Source organism: Agrococcus jejuensis (genome assembly GCF_900099705.1).
GTDB lineage: Bacteria > Actinomycetota > Actinomycetes > Actinomycetales > Microbacteriaceae > Agrococcus > Agrococcus jejuensis.
The window spans coordinates 844,201-858,949 of the sequence record NZ_LT629695.1 but is presented as its reverse complement, the minus strand read 5'-3'; the positions used below and the strand labels follow the sequence as shown (position 1 = coordinate 858,949).

Here is a 14,749-nt window from a genome sequence, read left to right as displayed (position 1 = left end):
AGGTGAACACCGCATGCCCCCTTGCTGAACACCGCGCGAATCGGAGGGGGGCGCGCTCGCGCGCGCCGGTATCGTGAGCGACGTGGATGCGACCTGGATCGTGCTGCTCGCGCTCGGGTTCGGGTTCGGGCTCGGAGCGCTCGTCGTGCACCTCGGGGGCGTCGCCGCATCGCGAGGCCACCGCGCCCTGCAGCTCGCGAACGAGTCGATCCCCGACGGCATCGCCGACGTCGTCGGCGCGCTCGAGTCGGCAGGCGTCGTCGTCGACGCCTCCAACACCGTGCTGCGCGCCTCCGACTCCGCGATGACGCTCGGCCTCGTCGCCGAGCGCGCGCTCGCGAACGCCGAGCTCATGGAGCTCGTGCAGGATGCGCGCGCATCCGGCCAGGCCGAGGAGCGCATGGTCGAGCTGCGCCGCAGCCGCTTCGACGAGAGCCAGGTGCGCCACCTCTCGGCGCGCGCCGCGCCCATCGGGGCGCGCTTCATCCTGCTGCTCGCCGAGGACCGCACCGAGGAGATCCGCCTCGAGGGCGTGCGCCGCGACTTCGTCGCCAACGTCAGCCACGAGCTCAAGACGCCCATCGGCGCCGTCACCCTGCTCGCCGACGCCATCGACGCCGCCTCCGACGACCCCGAGCGCGTGCGCGCGTTCGCGCAGCGCCTCATGGTCGAGGCCGCCCGCCTCGGCGCGCTCACGCAGGAGCTCATCGACCTGTCGCGCGTGCAGGACGACGACCCGCTCGACGACCCCGAGCGCATCGAGGTCGAGCGCGTCGTCGAGCGCGCCGTCGACGCCGTGCGCGTCGCCGCCGAGGCCAAGCGCATCCGCATCTCCACGCGCGTCGCCGACGCGCCATCGGTGCTCGGCGACGAGGCGATGCTCGTCATGGCGCTGCAGAATCTCGTGTCGAACGCCGTGCAGTACTCGCCGGACGGGTCGCACGTCGGCGTCGGCGTGCGCATGAGCGACGACCTCGTCGAGGTCAGCGTCACCGACAAGGGCGTCGGCATCGCCCCCGGCGACGCGCAGCGCGTCTTCGAGCGGTTCTACCGCGTCGACCCCGCGCGGTCGCGCGTCACCGGCGGCACGGGCCTCGGCCTGTCCATCACGAAGCACATCGCCGTCAGCCACGGCGGCGAGGTGCAGCTCTGGTCGAGGCTCGGCCAGGGATCCACGTTCACGCTGCGCCTCCCCGTCGCGCAGCCCGAGGCTCAGGGAGCCGCATGACCCGCATCCTGCTCGTCGAGGACGAGATCGCCCTCGCAGAGCCCCTCGCGTACCTGCTCGGCCGCGAGGGCTACGACGTGCACCACGTGCCCGACGGCCTCGAGGCCGTCGAGTCGTTCGACGCCGACGGCGCCGACCTCGTGCTGCTCGACCTCATGCTGCCCGGCATGGCCGGCACGGAGGTGTGCCGCACGCTGCGCACGCGCTCGACCGTGCCGATCATCATGCTCACCGCGAAGGACTCCGAGGTCGACGTCGTCGTGGGCCTCGAGCTCGGTGCCGACGACTACGTCACGAAGCCGTACTCGTCGCGCGAGCTGCTCGCCCGCATCCGCGCCGTGCTGCGCCGGCGCGTCGACGCCGAGGGCGACCTCGACGACGCCATCGTCGAGGCCGGCCGCGTGCGCCTCGACGCCGACCGTCACACGGTGTCGGTCGCAGGGGAGTCGGTGTCGATGCCGCTCAAGGAGTTCGAGCTGCTCGAGTACCTCATGCGCAACGCCGGCCGCGTGCTGACGCGCGGCCAGCTCATCGACCGCGTGTGGGGCAGCGACTACTTCGGCGACACGAAGACGCTCGACGTGCACGTGAAGCGCCTGCGCTCGAAGATCGAGACCGACCCGTCGGAGCCGCAGCAGCTGCTCACGGTGCGCGGCCTCGGCTACCGCTTCGAGGGCTGAGGCCCGGACCTCCTGCACGACGAAGGGGCGGCATCCGCGTGGATGCCGCCCCTTCGTGGGTGACGGTGTCGGTCGTCGTCTGGGATGCGCTACGGCGCGGGCGTCTCCGCCGGCTCCGATGCCTCGGGAGCCTCGTCCTCGGCGGGTGCGACGGGGCCGTACTCCGACCAGTTCGCGACGTCGGTCGAGAACGTGGGCACGGCGAGCGACGCGCGCTCGGCGGCGTCGGCCGAGAACACGACGTCCTCGATCGTGCCCGCCGTCACGGGCGCCGTGAACACGAGCTGCTGCTCGGGGAAGCCGTAGGGCGTGAGGCCCGAGTCGAGGTCGACGATCTGCGTCTCGTCGCCGACCGTGACCTGCAGCGTCGTCGCCGGGCCGTCGTTGACGAACGTGACCGCGAGGCTCGAGAGCTCGCCGTCGACGACGAGCACGGCGTTGCGGATCTCGACGGCACCCGAGGTGCCGGAGACGCCGTCCGCGGCGTCGTACTGGAACTGCGTGGCCTGCGGCGTGATGAAGTTGCAGCCTGCGAGCGTCGCCGTCGCGATGACGGCAGCCGCTGCGGCGGCGAGGCGGGACTTCACGGGTGCTGCTCCTTCGATTCCGCGCACGGGACGACACCGAGTCTAGCGGGGGCTCGCACGACCTCCGAGCCGCCCCCGCCGAGGAGGCCGGGGATCATGCCAGCGCGCGGTGGTAGAATCAAGAGTCTGTGCAATCGAGGAGCCTATTCCTATGAACTTCGAGGTCGGCGAGACCGTCGTCTATCCGCATCACGGTGCGGCCACCATCACCGAGGTGAAGAAGCGGAAGGTGAAGGGTGAGGAGAAGGTCTACCTCAAGCTCAACGTGACGCAGGGTGACCTCACGATCGAGGTCCCTGCCGACAACGTCGGGCTGGTGGGCGTTCGTGACGTCATCGGCAAGGAGGGCCTCGACAAGGTGTTCGAGGTGCTCAAGGCACCCTTCACCGAGGAGCCCACGAACTGGAGCCGCCGCTACAAGGCGAACCTCGAGAAGCTCGCCTCCGGCGACGTCATCAAGGTGAGCGAGGTCGTGCGCGACCTGTGGCGTCGCGACCAGGACCGCGGCCTCTCGGCCGGCGAGAAGCGCATGCTCGCGAAGGCGCGGCAGATCCTCGTCTCCGAGCTCGCGCTCGCCGAGAAGACCGACGAGGAGGCTGCGAGCAACGTCCTCGACGAGGTGCTCGCGAGCTGATCGCGGCTGCGGGCGCGTCCCGCATCCAACCACGTGCGCGCCGCGCGTGCATGCCTTGCGCATGCATGCGCGGCGCGACGCGTAGGGTCGAGCGCGTGACCGACTCGACCGCGCCCGCGCCCACCGTCGCGGTCATCCTGCTCGCAGCCGGCGAGGGCCTGCGCCTCGGCCGCGGCGAGCCCAAGGCGTTCGTGCACCTCGCGGGGCGGCCCATCCTCGCGCACGCGCTCGAGTCGCTCGCGGGCATGCGTGCGCACCCGCAGATCGTGCTGGCCGTGCCGCCGAGCCACGAGGCCATCGCGCGCGAGCTGCTGCGCGGCGTGCCGGGCCTCGATGCCGAGCACGCGACGATCGTCGTCGGTGGCGCCTCGCGCCAGGCGTCGGTGCGCATCGCGCTCGCCCACCTGGCGCCGAGCATCGCGACCGTGCTCGTGCACGATGCCGCTCGGCCGCTCACGCCCGCCGTCATCTTCGACTCGGTCGCGGCCGAGGTCGAGCGCACGGGCGAGGGCGTCATCACGGGCCTCGCGGTGTCGGACACCATCAAGCGGCTCGGGCCCGACGACCGCGTCGCCGAGACGCTCGACCGCTCGCAGCTCACGGCCGTGCAGACGCCGCAGGGCTTCCCGCGCGCATGGCTCGAGGAGGGGCACGCGCGCGCGACCGAGGACCACACCGACGACGCCGCGCTCGTGAGCGACCTCGGCATGCCCGTGCGCGTCATCGCCGGCGACCAGCTCGCCTCGAAGATCACGACGACGTGGGAGCTGCGCCGCACCGAGGAGATGCTGCAGCGCGACCCCGCCTCGACGATCCGCGTCGGCACCGGCACCGACGTGCACGCCTTCCACCCCGACGCCGAGCTGTGGCTCGGCGGTCTGCTGTGGCCGGGCGAGGCGGGCCTCGCCGGGCACTCCGACGGCGACGTCGTGGCGCACGCCATCTGCGACGCCATGCTCTCGGCCGTGCGCCTCGGCGACGTCGGCGAGGTCTTCGGCACGTCGGATCCGCGCCTCGAGGGCGCGCGCGGCGACGTGTTCCTCGCCGAGACGCTGCAGCTCGTGCACGAGCACGGCTACGAGCTCGTGAACGTGTCGGTGCAGGTCGTGGGGGAGCGGCCGCGCATCTCGAGCAGGCGGCGCGAGGTGGAGGCGCACCTCTCCGCCGTGCTGGGCGCGTCGGTGAGCGTCGCGGGCACGACGTCGGATGCGCTGGGCTTCACGGGCCGCGGCGAGGGGGTCGCGGCGATCGCCACGGCGCTCGTGCGCGCCGCGACGTCGCAGCCCGCAGGGCCGCACGGCGCCTGACGGGGGTCGCCTCGCGGCGTGTCCTGCGCGCCGGTGTTGTCGTCGCCGTCCGGTCGTGGTAGACATGCGCAGCACGTTCGTGAAGCATCGTCTGCACGGATGTGCATGAACACCCCACACAATGGCGTGTCGTCGACTCCCTCGACGACCTGGTCTCCGACGCGACGACGCGTCGGCGGAAAGGCGGGCCGATGCTCCAAGCAGCGTCCCTCGGTCACCTCGCGGCAGCAGATGCGCCGCCGGTGCCGGCTAGCGACAACCCCGTGATGCAGGTGCTGACGTGGTGCGCCACGCACTTCATCGGACTGTTCAACGCGTCCGGGCAGGCCTTCGTCGGCCTCGTCACGGGCATCCTCCCCACCCTCATCGTGCTGCTCACGCTGCTCTACGCCGTCACGACCTGGGTCGGCGAGGCCCGCATGACGCGCGCCGTGCAGTTCTCGTCGCGCTTCGCGATCACGCGCTACACGCTCATGCCCGTGCTCGCGGTCATCCTGCTGACGAACCCGATGTGCTACTCGTTCGGCGTCTACCTGCCCGAGCGGCAGAAGCCCGCCTTCTACGACTCGGCCGTCTCGTTCGTGCACCCCGTCACGACGTTCTTCCCGCACGCGAACGGCGGCGAGCTGTTCGTCTGGGCCGGCGTCTCGGCCGGCGTGCTGCAGGCGGCGCCCGAGAAGTACCCGGTCCTCGCGATCCTGTACTTCCTCACGGGCATCGTCGTGATCTTCTTCCGCGGCTTCATCACCGAGGCGATCACCCGCTTCCTCATCCGTCGTCAGGGCCTCACCGAGGTGTTCGACGGCTACGACCGCGAGTTCGCCGAGGCACGTGCGGCTCGCTTGGCCAAGAAGGCGGCCTGATCATGAGCGACTTCCAGAGCGTCCGCGTCAGCGCGGGCAACGGTGGCTGGGGTCCCGGCCTCACCGTGTCGCCCGAGGGCGAGAAGAACGTCATCCTGTCCGTGACCGGCGGCGGCATCCACCCCGTGGCAGCCCGCATCGCCGAGCTCACGGGTGCCGAGGCGGTCGACGGCTTCACCAACTCGGTGGCCGACGACCGCGTCGCAGCCGTGGTCATCAACTGCGGCGGCACCGCCCGCATCGGCGTCTACCCCAAGAAGCGCCTGCTGACGGTCGACGTCTACCCCGGCGAGCCCTCGGGCCCGCTCGCGCAGTTCATCACCCCCGACGTCTTCGTGTCGGCGGTCGGCGTCGAGCAGGTCGTGCTCGCCGGCGAGGGCGCCGACGTCGCGGCGTCGGCTGCACCGGCGCAGGCGACCAACGCGCTCGACATGTCGGCCGACCCCAAGGCGAGCCGCGTCGGCGCCGACCGCATCGCGGCGGCGAAGGCCCAGGCGAACGCGAACCAGCAGGGCGGCTTCATCGGCGTCTTCTCGCGCATCGCGACGTCGTTCGGCGGCGTCATCGGCGGCATCATCAACACGCTGCTGTCGTCGGGCCGTCAGGCGCTGACGCTCGTGCTGCAGACGATCATCCCGTTCATGGCGTACGTGAGCCTGCTCATCGGCTTCGTCACCTACACGGGGCTGTCGGACCTCATCGCGCAGGGCGTCACGCCCCTCGCGTCGAACCCGGGCGGCCTCATCCTGCTCGGCGTCATCACGGGTCTGCCGTTCCTGTCGCCCATCCTCGGCCCCGGTGCCGCGATCGCGCAGGTGGTCGGCGTGCTCATGGGCACGCAGATCGGCGTCGGCGCGCTGCCGGTCGCGTACGCGCTGCCCGCGCTGTTCGCGATCAACGGCCAGGTCGGCTGCGACTTCGTGCCCGTGGGTCTCGCGCTCGGCGAGGCGAAGCCCGAGACGGTGTCGATCGGCGTGCCGGCGGTGCTGTTCTCGAGGCTCGTCACCTCGCCATTGGCCGTGCTGCTGGCGTACGTCGTCAGCTTCCTGCTGGTCTAGCGCGCGCCCGCGAACAACGACGAGACTGAGAGAAGGACGGAAGGATGTCGAGCACGATGACGACGCTCTACGAGGCGACGGTGACGAGGATCGGGGCGGACGCCCAGGACATGATCGATGCGGGGGTGGTCATCCTCTTCGGGGAGCCGTGCCCGGATGCGCTCGCGGAGGTGAGCATCGTCCACCAGGGCGGCGCCGCCGACGAGGGCCTCGCCCCGCAGCCTGGCGACGTCGTCGTGCTCGGCGCCACCGAGCTCACGGTGCGGGCGGCGGGCGACCTCGCCGGCTCGAACCTGCGCGAGCTCGGCCACATCGTCCTCTACTGCGACCCTGCCGACGACCAGGCGCTCCTGCCTGGCGCGGTGTTCGTCGACGGGCAGATCGGTGCGGTCGCGGCTGGCGACCGCATCGCCCTCGAGCGTCGGGGCTGACGATGGAGCTCGACGGCCGCTTCGCAGTCGTGCTGGGAGCCGCGCTCGTGCTCGGCGCCCTGCTGAGCATCTACCAGCACGTCTACTCCCAGCGGGTCGCTCGGCGCCTCACCGCCGAGCACCAGGGGGCGCGAGGGTCGTACCTGGTCTCGGGCCGCGGGAAGGGGTGGCTGCGCGGCGCCGTCGTGTACCTCGTCGTCGACTCGGCCTCGTCGCGCATCGAGGCGGCTGAGGCGATGGTGGGAGCGACGGTGTTCGCGCGCTTCCGCCCTCGCCCCGAGCTGCTCGGATCCGTGTCGAACGCGCGCGAGCGTGCGGGCGACAAGCGCCTGGGCGATGCCGTGGAGTCGGCCATCGCGCAGTACCGCTCGATGCGCAAGAAGCGCTGAGCCACGGCCCCGTCGCGTTCGCGACGGGGCCGTGCCATTCCGGGGATCGTCGCCGTCGCGACGGCACCCATCCACCTGCGGGCTGGCGACAGCCTGCTATCGTGAGAGCAACAATGTGCGCGTCAATATGCACGAATGTGCATGACGCGGAACGAAGACCGAGGAAGGTCGACACCATGGGATACACCGCACGGCTCACCGAGCGCGAGCAGCGCCTCGGCCGCCCCGTCCGCGTCGGACTCGTCGGCGCAGGGCAGATGGGCACGGGCTTCATCGCCCAGATCGCCCGCCAGCAGGGCGTCGACGTCGTCGCCGTCGCCGACGTCGCCATCGAGCGCGCCGAGTCGGCGCTGCGCAAGGCCGGCATCGACGACGTGATCCGCGGCAGCCACGCCGAGCTCGTCACGGCGATCGAGGCGGGCGGCCACGTCGTCCTCGACGACGGCCTCGCCCTCACGAAGCTGCCCGTCGACATGGTCATCGAGGTCTCGGGCGTGCCCGAGGTCGCCGCGAAGATCGCCCTCGCCTCGCTGCTCGCCGGCAAGCACGTCGCGCTCATGACCGTCGAGGCCGACGTCACCGTGGGCCTCCTGCTGCAGGCCGTCGCGAAGCAGACCGGTGCGATCTACACCGTGTGCCGCGGCGACGAGCCCGTCGAGTGCCTCAAGCTCGTCGAGTTCGTCGAGGACATCGGCCTCGAGGTCGTCATGGCGGGCAAGGGCAAGAACAACCCCCTGCGCCAGGACGCGACCCCGACGAGCCTCGCCGAGGAGGCGCAGCAGAAGGGCATGAACCCCCGCATGCTGTGCTCGTTCGTCGATGGCACGAAGACCATGATCGAGATGGCCGACCTCGCCAACGCGACGGGCCTCGAGCTCACGCGCCGCTCGATGCACGGCCCCGAGGCGTCGGTGAAGACGCTGCAGGACGTGTTCAAGCCCGTCGAGGACGGCGGCATCCTCGAGGCCTCCGGCGTCGTCGACTACGCCACGGGCGACGTCGCCCCCGGCGTCTTCGTCATCGGCAAGGCCACGCACCCCGTCGTGCACGAGGAGCTCTCGTACCTGAAGATGGGCGACGGGCCCTACTTCTCGTTCTACCGGCCGTACCACCTCGCATCCGTCGAGGCCGTGCTGTCGATCGGCGAGGTCATGATCGACGGCCAGCCGTCGCTCGCGCCGCGCGCGTGGAAGGCCGACGTGTCGGCGATGGCGAAGCGCGACCTCGTCGCGGGGGAGCGCATCGACGGCATCGGCGGCGAGCACGTCTACGGCGACGCCGTGCCGGCCGCCGAGGCGCGCCAGAACCGCGAGCTGCCCATCGGCCTCGCGAGCGCAGCGACGCTCGTGCGCGACGTCGCCAAGGGCACCGCCATCACGTACGACGACGTCACGCTCGACGAGACGCGCACGATCGTGCTGCTGCGCAAGCTGCAGGATGTGCTGCTCGCCGCGGGCGTGCTCGACGGCGGCGACGCCCCCATCGACCTCGGCGCGCTCGTGACGGCGGGTGCCCGCTGATGCAGATCGTCACCGACCGATCCGCCGCGATCGAGGCCCTCGGCACGCTCTGGCGCATCCGCCGCTTCGAGGAGGCCGTCGAGGACCTCTACGGGCGCGGCATGATGCACGGCACCATGCACCTGTCGATCGGCCAGGAGGCCGTGCCGACGGGCGCGTGCATGGCGCTGCGGCGCGACGACTACATCACGTCGACGCACCGCGGCCACGGCCACTGCATCGCCAAGGGCGCCGACCTCGAGCGCATGATGGCCGAGCTGCTCGCGAAGGACACGGGCTACTGCCGCGGTCGCGGCGGCTCGATGCACATCGCCGACGCCGCCACGAACAACCTCGGCGCGAACGGCATCGTCGCGGGCGGCGTGCCGATCGCGGCGGGCGCCGGCCTCTCGGCGCAGATGCGCGGCACCGACCAGGTCGCCGTCTGCTTCCACGGCGACGGCGCGATGGGCGAGGGCGCATGGCACGAGGGCGTCGTGCTCGCGGCCATGTGGAAGCTGCCGGTCGTGTTCCTCTGCGAGAACAACCTCTACGGCATGTCGATGTCGTCGGCGAAGGCGTTCCCGCTCGAGCAGCTCTCCGACCGCGCGAACGGCTACGGCATCCCCGGCGTCACGGTCGACGGCAACGACGTGCAGGCCGTGCACGACGCCGTCGAGACCGCCGTGGCACGCGCTCGCGCCGGCGAGGGCCCCACGTTCATCGTCGCCGAGACGTACCGCTGGCGCGGCCACTCGAAGAGCGACAAGAACCTCTACCGCACGCGCGACGAGATCGAGTCGTGGCGCGAGTCGAACGACCCGATCGCGCGCTTCGAGAAGGCCGTGCTCGAGGCGGGCACGCTCACGGAGGCCGACGTGCAGACCGTGCGCGACGAGGTGCGCGACGAGCTGCGCGGTGCCGTGCAGCGCGCCGCCGCCGCGCCCGACGCCACCCCCGAGGGACTCCTCGACGCCGTGTTCGCACCGACGACGGGAGCAGCCCGATGACCATGCAGGAGCAGCGGAGCATCCACGAGGGCCTCGAGCACCCGACGGGCCTCGGCGCCCGCCCGGGCACCGAGACCGTCGAGATGACGTACGCCGAGGCCATCCGCGACGCCCTGCGCATCGCGATCGAGGCCGACCCGTCGGTGTTCCTCATGGGCGAGGACGTGGGCCGCTACGGCGGCGCGTTCGGCGTCACGGGCACGCTCGTCGACGACCTCGGCACCGACCGCATCCGCGACACGACGATCTCGGAGCTCGGCATCGTCGGCCTCGGCGTCGGCGCCGCGATGACGGGCATGAAGCCCATCGTCGAGATCCAGTTCTCGGACTTCACGGCGCAGGCGATGGACCAGATCGCCAACCAGGCGGCGAAGATCCACTTCATGCTCGGCGGCGAGGCCAACGTGCCGCTCGTCATCCGCGCACCCGGCGGCTCCGGCACCGGTGCGGCGGCGCAGCACTCGCAGTCGCTCGAGGCGTGGTTCGCGCACATCCCCGGCCTCAAGGTCGTCATGCCCGCGTCGGGCGACGACGCGAAGGGGCTGCTGCTCGCGGCGCTCGACGACCCGAACCCCGTGATGATCCTCGAGCACAAGCTGCTCTACAAGCAGACGTTCGAGGTGCGCACGGGCGGCGTGCGCACGCCGATCGGGAGGGCCGCCGTGCGTCGCACGGGCGCCGACCTCACGATCGTCGCGACGGGCGTCGAGGTGCAGCGCTCGCTCGAGGCCGCCGAGCTGCTCGCAGCCCAGGGCATCCAGGCGACCGTCGTCGACCCCGTCACGCTCACGCCGCTCGACTCCGCGACGATCCTCGCGGAGGTCGTGAAGACGGGCCGCGTGCTGCTCGTGCAGGAGGCCGTGCAGACCGGCGGCTTCATGAGCGAGGTGTCGGCGATCATCGCGGAGTCGGAGGCGTTCGTGCACCTGCGCGCACCCATCCGCCGCCTGTCGGGCCTCGACGTGCCGATCCCGTACGCGCCGCAGCTCGAGAAGGCCGTCGTGCCGCAGGTCGACGACATCGTCGCCGCCGCGACCGCGCTCGTGAAGGAGTGGTGACGTGCCCGAGCTCGCGCTGACGATGCCCAAGATGTCCATGACCATGGAGGAGGGCGTCATGGTCGCCTGGCTCAAGCAGCCGGGCGACCCCGTGAAGAACGGCGAGCCCATCGCCGAGGTGACGACCGACAAGGTCGACATGGAGGTCGAGAGCCCGTACGACGGCGTGCTCGCGCGCATCGTCGCCGAGCCCGACGACGTCATCCCCGTCGGGGAGCCCATCGCGTACATCACGTCGGACTCCGACGACCTGCTCGGCGGCCTGTTCGACGCGCCCGCTGCGCCGGGCGCCGGGGAGCCCGTGGCGGATGCCGTGCCCGAGGAGGCCGCGCCCGGCGCGACCGCCACGAGCGCTGCGCCGTCGACCGGCGCATCCGACTGGCCCGCCGCCGTGCCCGCCGCCCGCACGCTCGCGGGCGAGCGCGGCGTCGATCTCGCGGCCGTGCAGGGCACGGGCCCGTGGGGCGCCATCACCGTCGGCGACGTCGAGGCGTCGTCGAGCCAGCCTGCGGCGGCGTTCGCGACAGCGTCGCCGCAGCCCATCGTCGCGCCGGCACCGGCTGCACCACCTGCCGGCGGATCCGCGCCGGTGCCGGCCGCGACCCCTGCCCCCGCGCCGTCGACGTCGAGGCCGAAGGCGCCCAGCGACCCGGCCGCGACGCGGCGTCGGCGCACGCGCATGGCGGTCGCGAAGGTCATGGACCAGTCGGCGCTCGTGCCGCAGTTCACGGCCTACGTCGACCTCGACCTCACGCGGCTCGACGCCGTGCGCAGGACGGATCTCGGCGGCGCGAGCTGGACGGCGATCCTCATGCGCATGCAGGCGCAGGCGCTCGCCGAGTCGGCGCCCGTGAACCAGACGTGGACCGACGACGGGCCCGTCGCGAACCCGCACGTGGGCATCGCGCTCGCGGTCGACGGACCCTCGGGCCTCATCGCGCCCGTGTTCGTCGACGCGCACCGCACGCCGCTCGCCGAGCTCAAGGCGTCGATCGCCGAGACCGTCGAGCAGACGCGCGCGGGCACGCTGTCCGCCGACCGCCTGCAGGGCGGCACGACCGTGCTGTCGAACCTCGGCGGCTTCGGCATCGAGCGGTTCAACGCGCTCATCACGCCGCCGCACTCGTCGGCGCTGTCGACCGGCTCGATCGCGCAGCGCCTGCTCGTCGCGGCCGACGGATCCTTCGGGCCGCGCCTGCAGTGCACGGTCGGGCTCACGCTCGACCACCGCGTCGCCGACGGCGCGGATGCGGCGCGCGTGCTGCAGCGCATGCGCGAGCTCGCGGCGAACCCGGCGCTGCTGGCGTAGCCGCCTGCACGACCAGGGCTCACCGCGTCGGCGGTGAGCCCTTCGTCGTCTCTGCTCCAGCTGATCGAGGAGCGCGCGAGCGCAGCGAGCACGCGTCACGAGACCACGCGACGTGCCCGCTCGACGCGACCATGCGCATGGCCGGGCAGGAGCCGCGGTCGCGTGGTCTCGTGACGCGTGCTCGCCCTTCGGGCTCGCGCGCTCCTCGACCAGCTGGTGGGGGAGCGCGCGACCCTGAGCTACGCCTCCGCCGGCCGCTGCCGGTCGGCCTCGGCAGCAGCCGCGGCAGCCTCCGCCTCCGCCGCCTCCTGCGCACGCACCGCATCCCGGCGCTTCTCCACGCGCGAGACCCAGAACGCGAAGCCGAGCGCGAGCACCGCGAGCACGGCGATGGTCCAGCCGCCGAGCGACGAGGCGCCGAAGAAGAGGCCGGTGAGCGGGTTGGCGCCGTCGACGAGCGACGAGATGCGCGTCGCGCCGTCGGGCAGCTCGAAGCCGGCATCCTGCGCGATGCGCGTGAACGAGCCGGCCGTCGCCGTGGCGATGAAGAGGCCGATGCCGATCACGATCGCGCCACCGATGACCGAGCGCACGATGTTGCCGCGGAACAGCGGCACCATGATCGCCACGATGAACGGGATGGTCGCGAGGTCGACGAGCGGCAGCACCGTGTTGCCGAGCGGCGCGAGCGCGACGGCGACGATCACCGTGACGGGCACGAGCACGAGCGACGTCGCGAGCACGGCGGGCTGGCCGACCGCGATGGCGGCGTCGAGGCCGATGTAGAACTTGCGGCCCGGGAAGCGGCGCTCGACGAACGCCTTCGCCGACTCCGAGATCGGGATGAGGCCTTCCATGAGCAGCGACACCATGCGCGGCAGCAGCACCATGACGGCGGCGAGCGACACCGCGAGGGTGAGGATGGCGATGGAGTCGGCGCGCGGGTCGTCGAAGCCGAAGCCGAGGATGCCCAGCAGCAGGCCGAGCACGAAGCCGAGGATCATCGCCTCGCCGAAGACGCCGAAGCGCTTCTGGATCGTCGCGGGGTCGGCGTGCAGGCGGTTGAAGCCGGGGATGCGGTCGAAGACCCAGTTGAGCGGCACCGCGAAGGCGATGTAGGGCGCGGCGGTGCCGTGCGGGAACGAGATGTCGGGGAACCCGAAGTACTTCTGGATCCACGGCGCGGAGAGGTCGGCGAGCGCGAGCACGACCGTCATGTGCACGGCGGCGGCGGCGATGCCGAGCCAGAACGACTCGGTGACGGCGGCGACGAGCGCGCCGACGAGGGCGGTGTGCCAGAAGTTCCAGAGGTCGATGTTGAAGGTGCGGGTCATGCCGGTGGCGAGCAGCACGATGTTCACGAGCAGCCCGAGCGGGATGATGATGGCGCCGACGGTCGAGCCGAACGCGATGGCGGCCGACGACGGCCAGCCGACGTCGATCGTCGTGAGGTTCACGCCGAGGCCCTGCGCGATGCCGGTCGCGGCGGGCCCGACCTGCGTGCCCATGAGGCCGATGACGAGGTTGATGCCGATGAAGCCGACGCCGATGAGCAGGCCGGCGCGGATGGCCTGCGGCACCTTCTGCCCGAGGATGAGGCCGAAGATGGCGATGAGGAACGGCAGCGTGATCGAGGCGCCGAGCGCCGAGAGGTAGCCGCTCACGGCGGCGAGCGTGTCGGTGAACCAGTCCATGAGAGCTCCTTTGCTCCTACGGTGACCGATCTGGCCGCCGCGGGTGCGACGGCGCGCCCCGGCTAGGCGAGGTGGGTGCGCAGCTGCGCGAGGGCGGCGTCGGTGCCGACGCCGGTGAGGAAGGGCAGACCCTGCACGACGGGCACCTGCACCGTGGCGGGCACCTGGGTGGTGGCGACGATGACGTCGGCGTTCGTGCCGCCTGAGACGAGGTCGGCGACGGCGCCCTGCGAGATGGTGGCGTCGATGCCCTCGGCCTCGACGAACGCGCGGACCTTCTGCACGACGACGGTCGAGGTGGCGACGCCGGTGCCGCAGACGACGAGGATGCGCTTGCTCATGCGGTGCTCCTTCGCATTCGGACGAGGTGCTCACGATCCTCCCACCGGATCTGGCGGATGTGCGTGCGGCGCGCACATCCGTGCCGCAGGATGGGGCTACGACTGCGAGGAGCGAGCGATGACCGACACGATGCGAGCCCTGCCCGATGCCTGCATGGTGGGCGTCGTCGCCGCGGATGCCGTGGGCGTGCTGCGCCAGATCGCCGACCTCGCGATCCGCGCCGGACATGCGGCGCCGTCGTTCGGCGAGGCGCTCGTCACGCGCGAGCGCGCGCATCCGACCGGGCTGCCGACGCTCGTGCCCGTCGCGATCCCGCATGCGGATCCCAGCCACGTGCTCGAGGCGGGCTTCGCGGTCGCGACGCTCGCGCGACCCGTGTCGTTCGGCGTCATGGGCACGGCCGACGACCACGTCGACCTCGACGTCGTGATCGTGCTGCTCGTCACCGAGGCGCACGCGCAGGTCGAGGTGCTCGCGTCGCTCGTCGACATGGTGCAGCGCGACGGCTGGGACGCGTCGCTGCGCGCCGCGCGCACGCCCGCCGAGCTCGCGGCGTCGTTCGACGGGCTCCTCGCCGGCTGACGTCACGTGCCGCTAGTCGCAACCCATACCCGCTCCTGCGCGCGCCTCGACTCGCCTACCGGTGACCGCTCGTCACGA

General features: G+C 71.9%; 16 protein-coding genes. 13 read left to right on the top strand and 3 right to left on the bottom strand.

What is annotated here, in order from left to right:
• Nucleotides 1-82: 82 nt before the first annotated feature.
• Both BLQ67_RS04065 and BLQ67_RS04060 read left to right on the top strand, forming a co-directional pair.
• On the top strand, nucleotides 83-1,228 hold the full coding sequence (locus BLQ67_RS04065; protein WP_092502676.1) for a sensor histidine kinase: 1,146 nt from the start codon (nucleotides 83-85) through the stop codon (nucleotides 1,226-1,228).
• Nucleotides 1,225-1,908, top strand: a complete 684-nt coding sequence (locus BLQ67_RS04060; RefSeq protein ID WP_092502674.1) for a response regulator transcription factor — start codon at nucleotides 1,225-1,227, stop codon at nucleotides 1,906-1,908. Before BLQ67_RS04065 ends, BLQ67_RS04060 begins: the two co-directional genes overlap by 4 nt.
• An 89-nt stretch (nucleotides 1,909-1,997) precedes the next feature.
• On the opposite strand, the gene BLQ67_RS04055 is transcribed toward BLQ67_RS04060, so the two are convergent.
• A complete protein-coding gene (locus tag BLQ67_RS04055; RefSeq protein ID WP_092502672.1) occupies nucleotides 1,998-2,495 on the bottom strand; it encodes a hypothetical protein in 498 nt (165 codons plus the stop codon).
• A 151-nt stretch (nucleotides 2,496-2,646) separates the two neighbouring features.
• On the opposite strand from BLQ67_RS04055, the gene BLQ67_RS04050 reads away from it, so the two are divergent.
• From BLQ67_RS04050 to BLQ67_RS04005, 10 genes are all read left to right on the top strand, one after another.
• A complete protein-coding gene (locus BLQ67_RS04050) occupies nucleotides 2,647-3,129 on the top strand; it encodes a CarD family transcriptional regulator (protein ID WP_092502670.1) in 483 nt (160 codons plus the stop codon).
• Nucleotides 3,130-3,224: 95 nt separating this feature from the next.
• On the top strand, nucleotides 3,225-4,436 hold the full coding sequence (gene ispD, locus BLQ67_RS04045) for a 2-C-methyl-D-erythritol 4-phosphate cytidylyltransferase (RefSeq protein WP_231945156.1): 1,212 nt from the start codon (nucleotides 3,225-3,227) through the stop codon (nucleotides 4,434-4,436).
• Between the two features lie 266 nt (nucleotides 4,437-4,702).
• Nucleotides 4,703-5,299, top strand: a complete 597-nt coding sequence (srlA, locus tag BLQ67_RS04040) for a PTS glucitol/sorbitol transporter subunit IIC (protein ID WP_092506768.1) — start codon at nucleotides 4,703-4,705, stop codon at nucleotides 5,297-5,299.
• A 2-nt stretch (nucleotides 5,300-5,301) separates the two neighbouring features.
• A complete protein-coding gene (srlE, locus tag BLQ67_RS04035) occupies nucleotides 5,302-6,357 on the top strand; it encodes a PTS glucitol/sorbitol transporter subunit IIB (protein WP_092502666.1) in 1,056 nt (351 codons plus the stop codon).
• A 56-nt stretch (nucleotides 6,358-6,413) separates the two neighbouring features.
• Nucleotides 6,414-6,788: a PTS glucitol/sorbitol transporter subunit IIA gene (locus BLQ67_RS04030; protein WP_092506767.1), complete on the top strand. Its 375-nt coding sequence runs from the start codon at nucleotides 6,414-6,416 to the stop codon at nucleotides 6,786-6,788.
• A gap of 2 nt (nucleotides 6,789-6,790) precedes the next feature.
• Nucleotides 6,791-7,177, top strand: coding sequence for a transcriptional regulator GutM (locus BLQ67_RS04025; protein WP_092502664.1), 387 nt, complete (start codon nucleotides 6,791-6,793; stop codon nucleotides 7,175-7,177).
• A gap of 176 nt (nucleotides 7,178-7,353) precedes the next feature.
• Complete coding sequence (locus BLQ67_RS04020; RefSeq protein ID WP_092502662.1) at nucleotides 7,354-8,697, top strand: NAD(P)H-dependent oxidoreductase; 1,344 nt, start codon at nucleotides 7,354-7,356, stop codon at nucleotides 8,695-8,697.
• Nucleotides 8,697-9,686: a thiamine pyrophosphate-dependent dehydrogenase E1 component subunit alpha gene (locus tag BLQ67_RS04015; RefSeq protein ID WP_092502660.1), complete on the top strand. Its 990-nt coding sequence runs from the start codon at nucleotides 8,697-8,699 to the stop codon at nucleotides 9,684-9,686. The genes BLQ67_RS04020 and BLQ67_RS04015 overlap by 1 nt, the downstream gene beginning before the upstream one ends.
• Nucleotides 9,683-10,744, top strand: coding sequence for an alpha-ketoacid dehydrogenase subunit beta (locus BLQ67_RS04010; RefSeq protein WP_231945155.1), 1,062 nt, complete (start codon nucleotides 9,683-9,685; stop codon nucleotides 10,742-10,744). The genes BLQ67_RS04015 and BLQ67_RS04010 overlap by 4 nt, the downstream gene beginning before the upstream one ends.
• A gap of 22 nt (nucleotides 10,745-10,766) precedes the next feature.
• Nucleotides 10,767-12,053 carry a dihydrolipoamide acetyltransferase family protein gene (locus tag BLQ67_RS04005; RefSeq protein WP_269457112.1) on the top strand — a complete coding sequence of 429 codons (1,287 nt, stop codon included), beginning with the start codon at nucleotides 10,767-10,769 and terminating at the stop codon, nucleotides 12,051-12,053.
• 239 nt (nucleotides 12,054-12,292) lie between these two features.
• Here BLQ67_RS04005 and BLQ67_RS04000 read toward each other — a convergent pair whose 3' ends face one another.
• Complete coding sequence (locus tag BLQ67_RS04000) at nucleotides 12,293-13,747, bottom strand: PTS galactitol transporter subunit IIC (protein ID WP_092502656.1); 1,455 nt, start codon at nucleotides 13,745-13,747, stop codon at nucleotides 12,293-12,295.
• A gap of 62 nt (nucleotides 13,748-13,809) precedes the next feature.
• Nucleotides 13,810-14,088 (bottom strand): PTS sugar transporter subunit IIB, encoded by a 279-nt coding sequence (locus tag BLQ67_RS03995; RefSeq protein WP_092502654.1) that lies wholly within the window; start codon nucleotides 14,086-14,088, stop codon nucleotides 13,810-13,812.
• A 118-nt stretch (nucleotides 14,089-14,206) separates the two neighbouring features.
• Here BLQ67_RS03995 and BLQ67_RS03990 point away from each other — a divergent pair, with 118 nt between their 5' ends.
• Nucleotides 14,207-14,671 carry a PTS sugar transporter subunit IIA gene (locus BLQ67_RS03990; protein ID WP_092502652.1) on the top strand — a complete coding sequence of 155 codons (465 nt, stop codon included), beginning with the start codon at nucleotides 14,207-14,209 and terminating at the stop codon, nucleotides 14,669-14,671.
• Nucleotides 14,672-14,749 lie beyond the last annotated feature (78 nt).

Coding starts and splice junctions, on each gene's coding strand:
- srlA (WP_092506768.1), top strand. CDS start 4,703: ATGCAGGTGCTGACGTGGTGCGCCACGCACTTCATCGGACTGTTCAAC.
- srlE (WP_092502666.1), top strand. CDS start 5,302: ATGAGCGACTTCCAGAGCGTCCGCGTCAGCGCGGGCAACGGTGGCTGG.
- BLQ67_RS04015 (WP_092502660.1), top strand. CDS start 8,697: ATGCAGATCGTCACCGACCGATCCGCCGCGATCGAGGCCCTCGGCACG.
- BLQ67_RS03990 (WP_092502652.1), top strand. CDS start 14,207: ATGACCGACACGATGCGAGCCCTGCCCGATGCCTGCATGGTGGGCGTC.
- BLQ67_RS04020 (WP_092502662.1), top strand. CDS start 7,354: ATGGGATACACCGCACGGCTCACCGAGCGCGAGCAGCGCCTCGGCCGC.
- BLQ67_RS04010 (WP_231945155.1), top strand. CDS start 9,683: ATGACCATGCAGGAGCAGCGGAGCATCCACGAGGGCCTCGAGCACCCG.
- BLQ67_RS04000 (WP_092502656.1), bottom strand. CDS start 13,747: ATGGACTGGTTCACCGACACGCTCGCCGCCGTGAGCGGCTACCTCTCG.
- BLQ67_RS04050 (WP_092502670.1), top strand. CDS start 2,647: ATGAACTTCGAGGTCGGCGAGACCGTCGTCTATCCGCATCACGGTGCG.
- BLQ67_RS04025 (WP_092502664.1), top strand. CDS start 6,791: ATGGAGCTCGACGGCCGCTTCGCAGTCGTGCTGGGAGCCGCGCTCGTG.
- BLQ67_RS04060 (WP_092502674.1), top strand. CDS start 1,225: ATGACCCGCATCCTGCTCGTCGAGGACGAGATCGCCCTCGCAGAGCCC.
- BLQ67_RS04030 (WP_092506767.1), top strand. CDS start 6,414: ATGACGACGCTCTACGAGGCGACGGTGACGAGGATCGGGGCGGACGCC.
- BLQ67_RS03995 (WP_092502654.1), bottom strand. CDS start 14,088: ATGAGCAAGCGCATCCTCGTCGTCTGCGGCACCGGCGTCGCCACCTCG.
- BLQ67_RS04005 (WP_269457112.1), top strand. CDS start 10,767: ATGCCCAAGATGTCCATGACCATGGAGGAGGGCGTCATGGTCGCCTGG.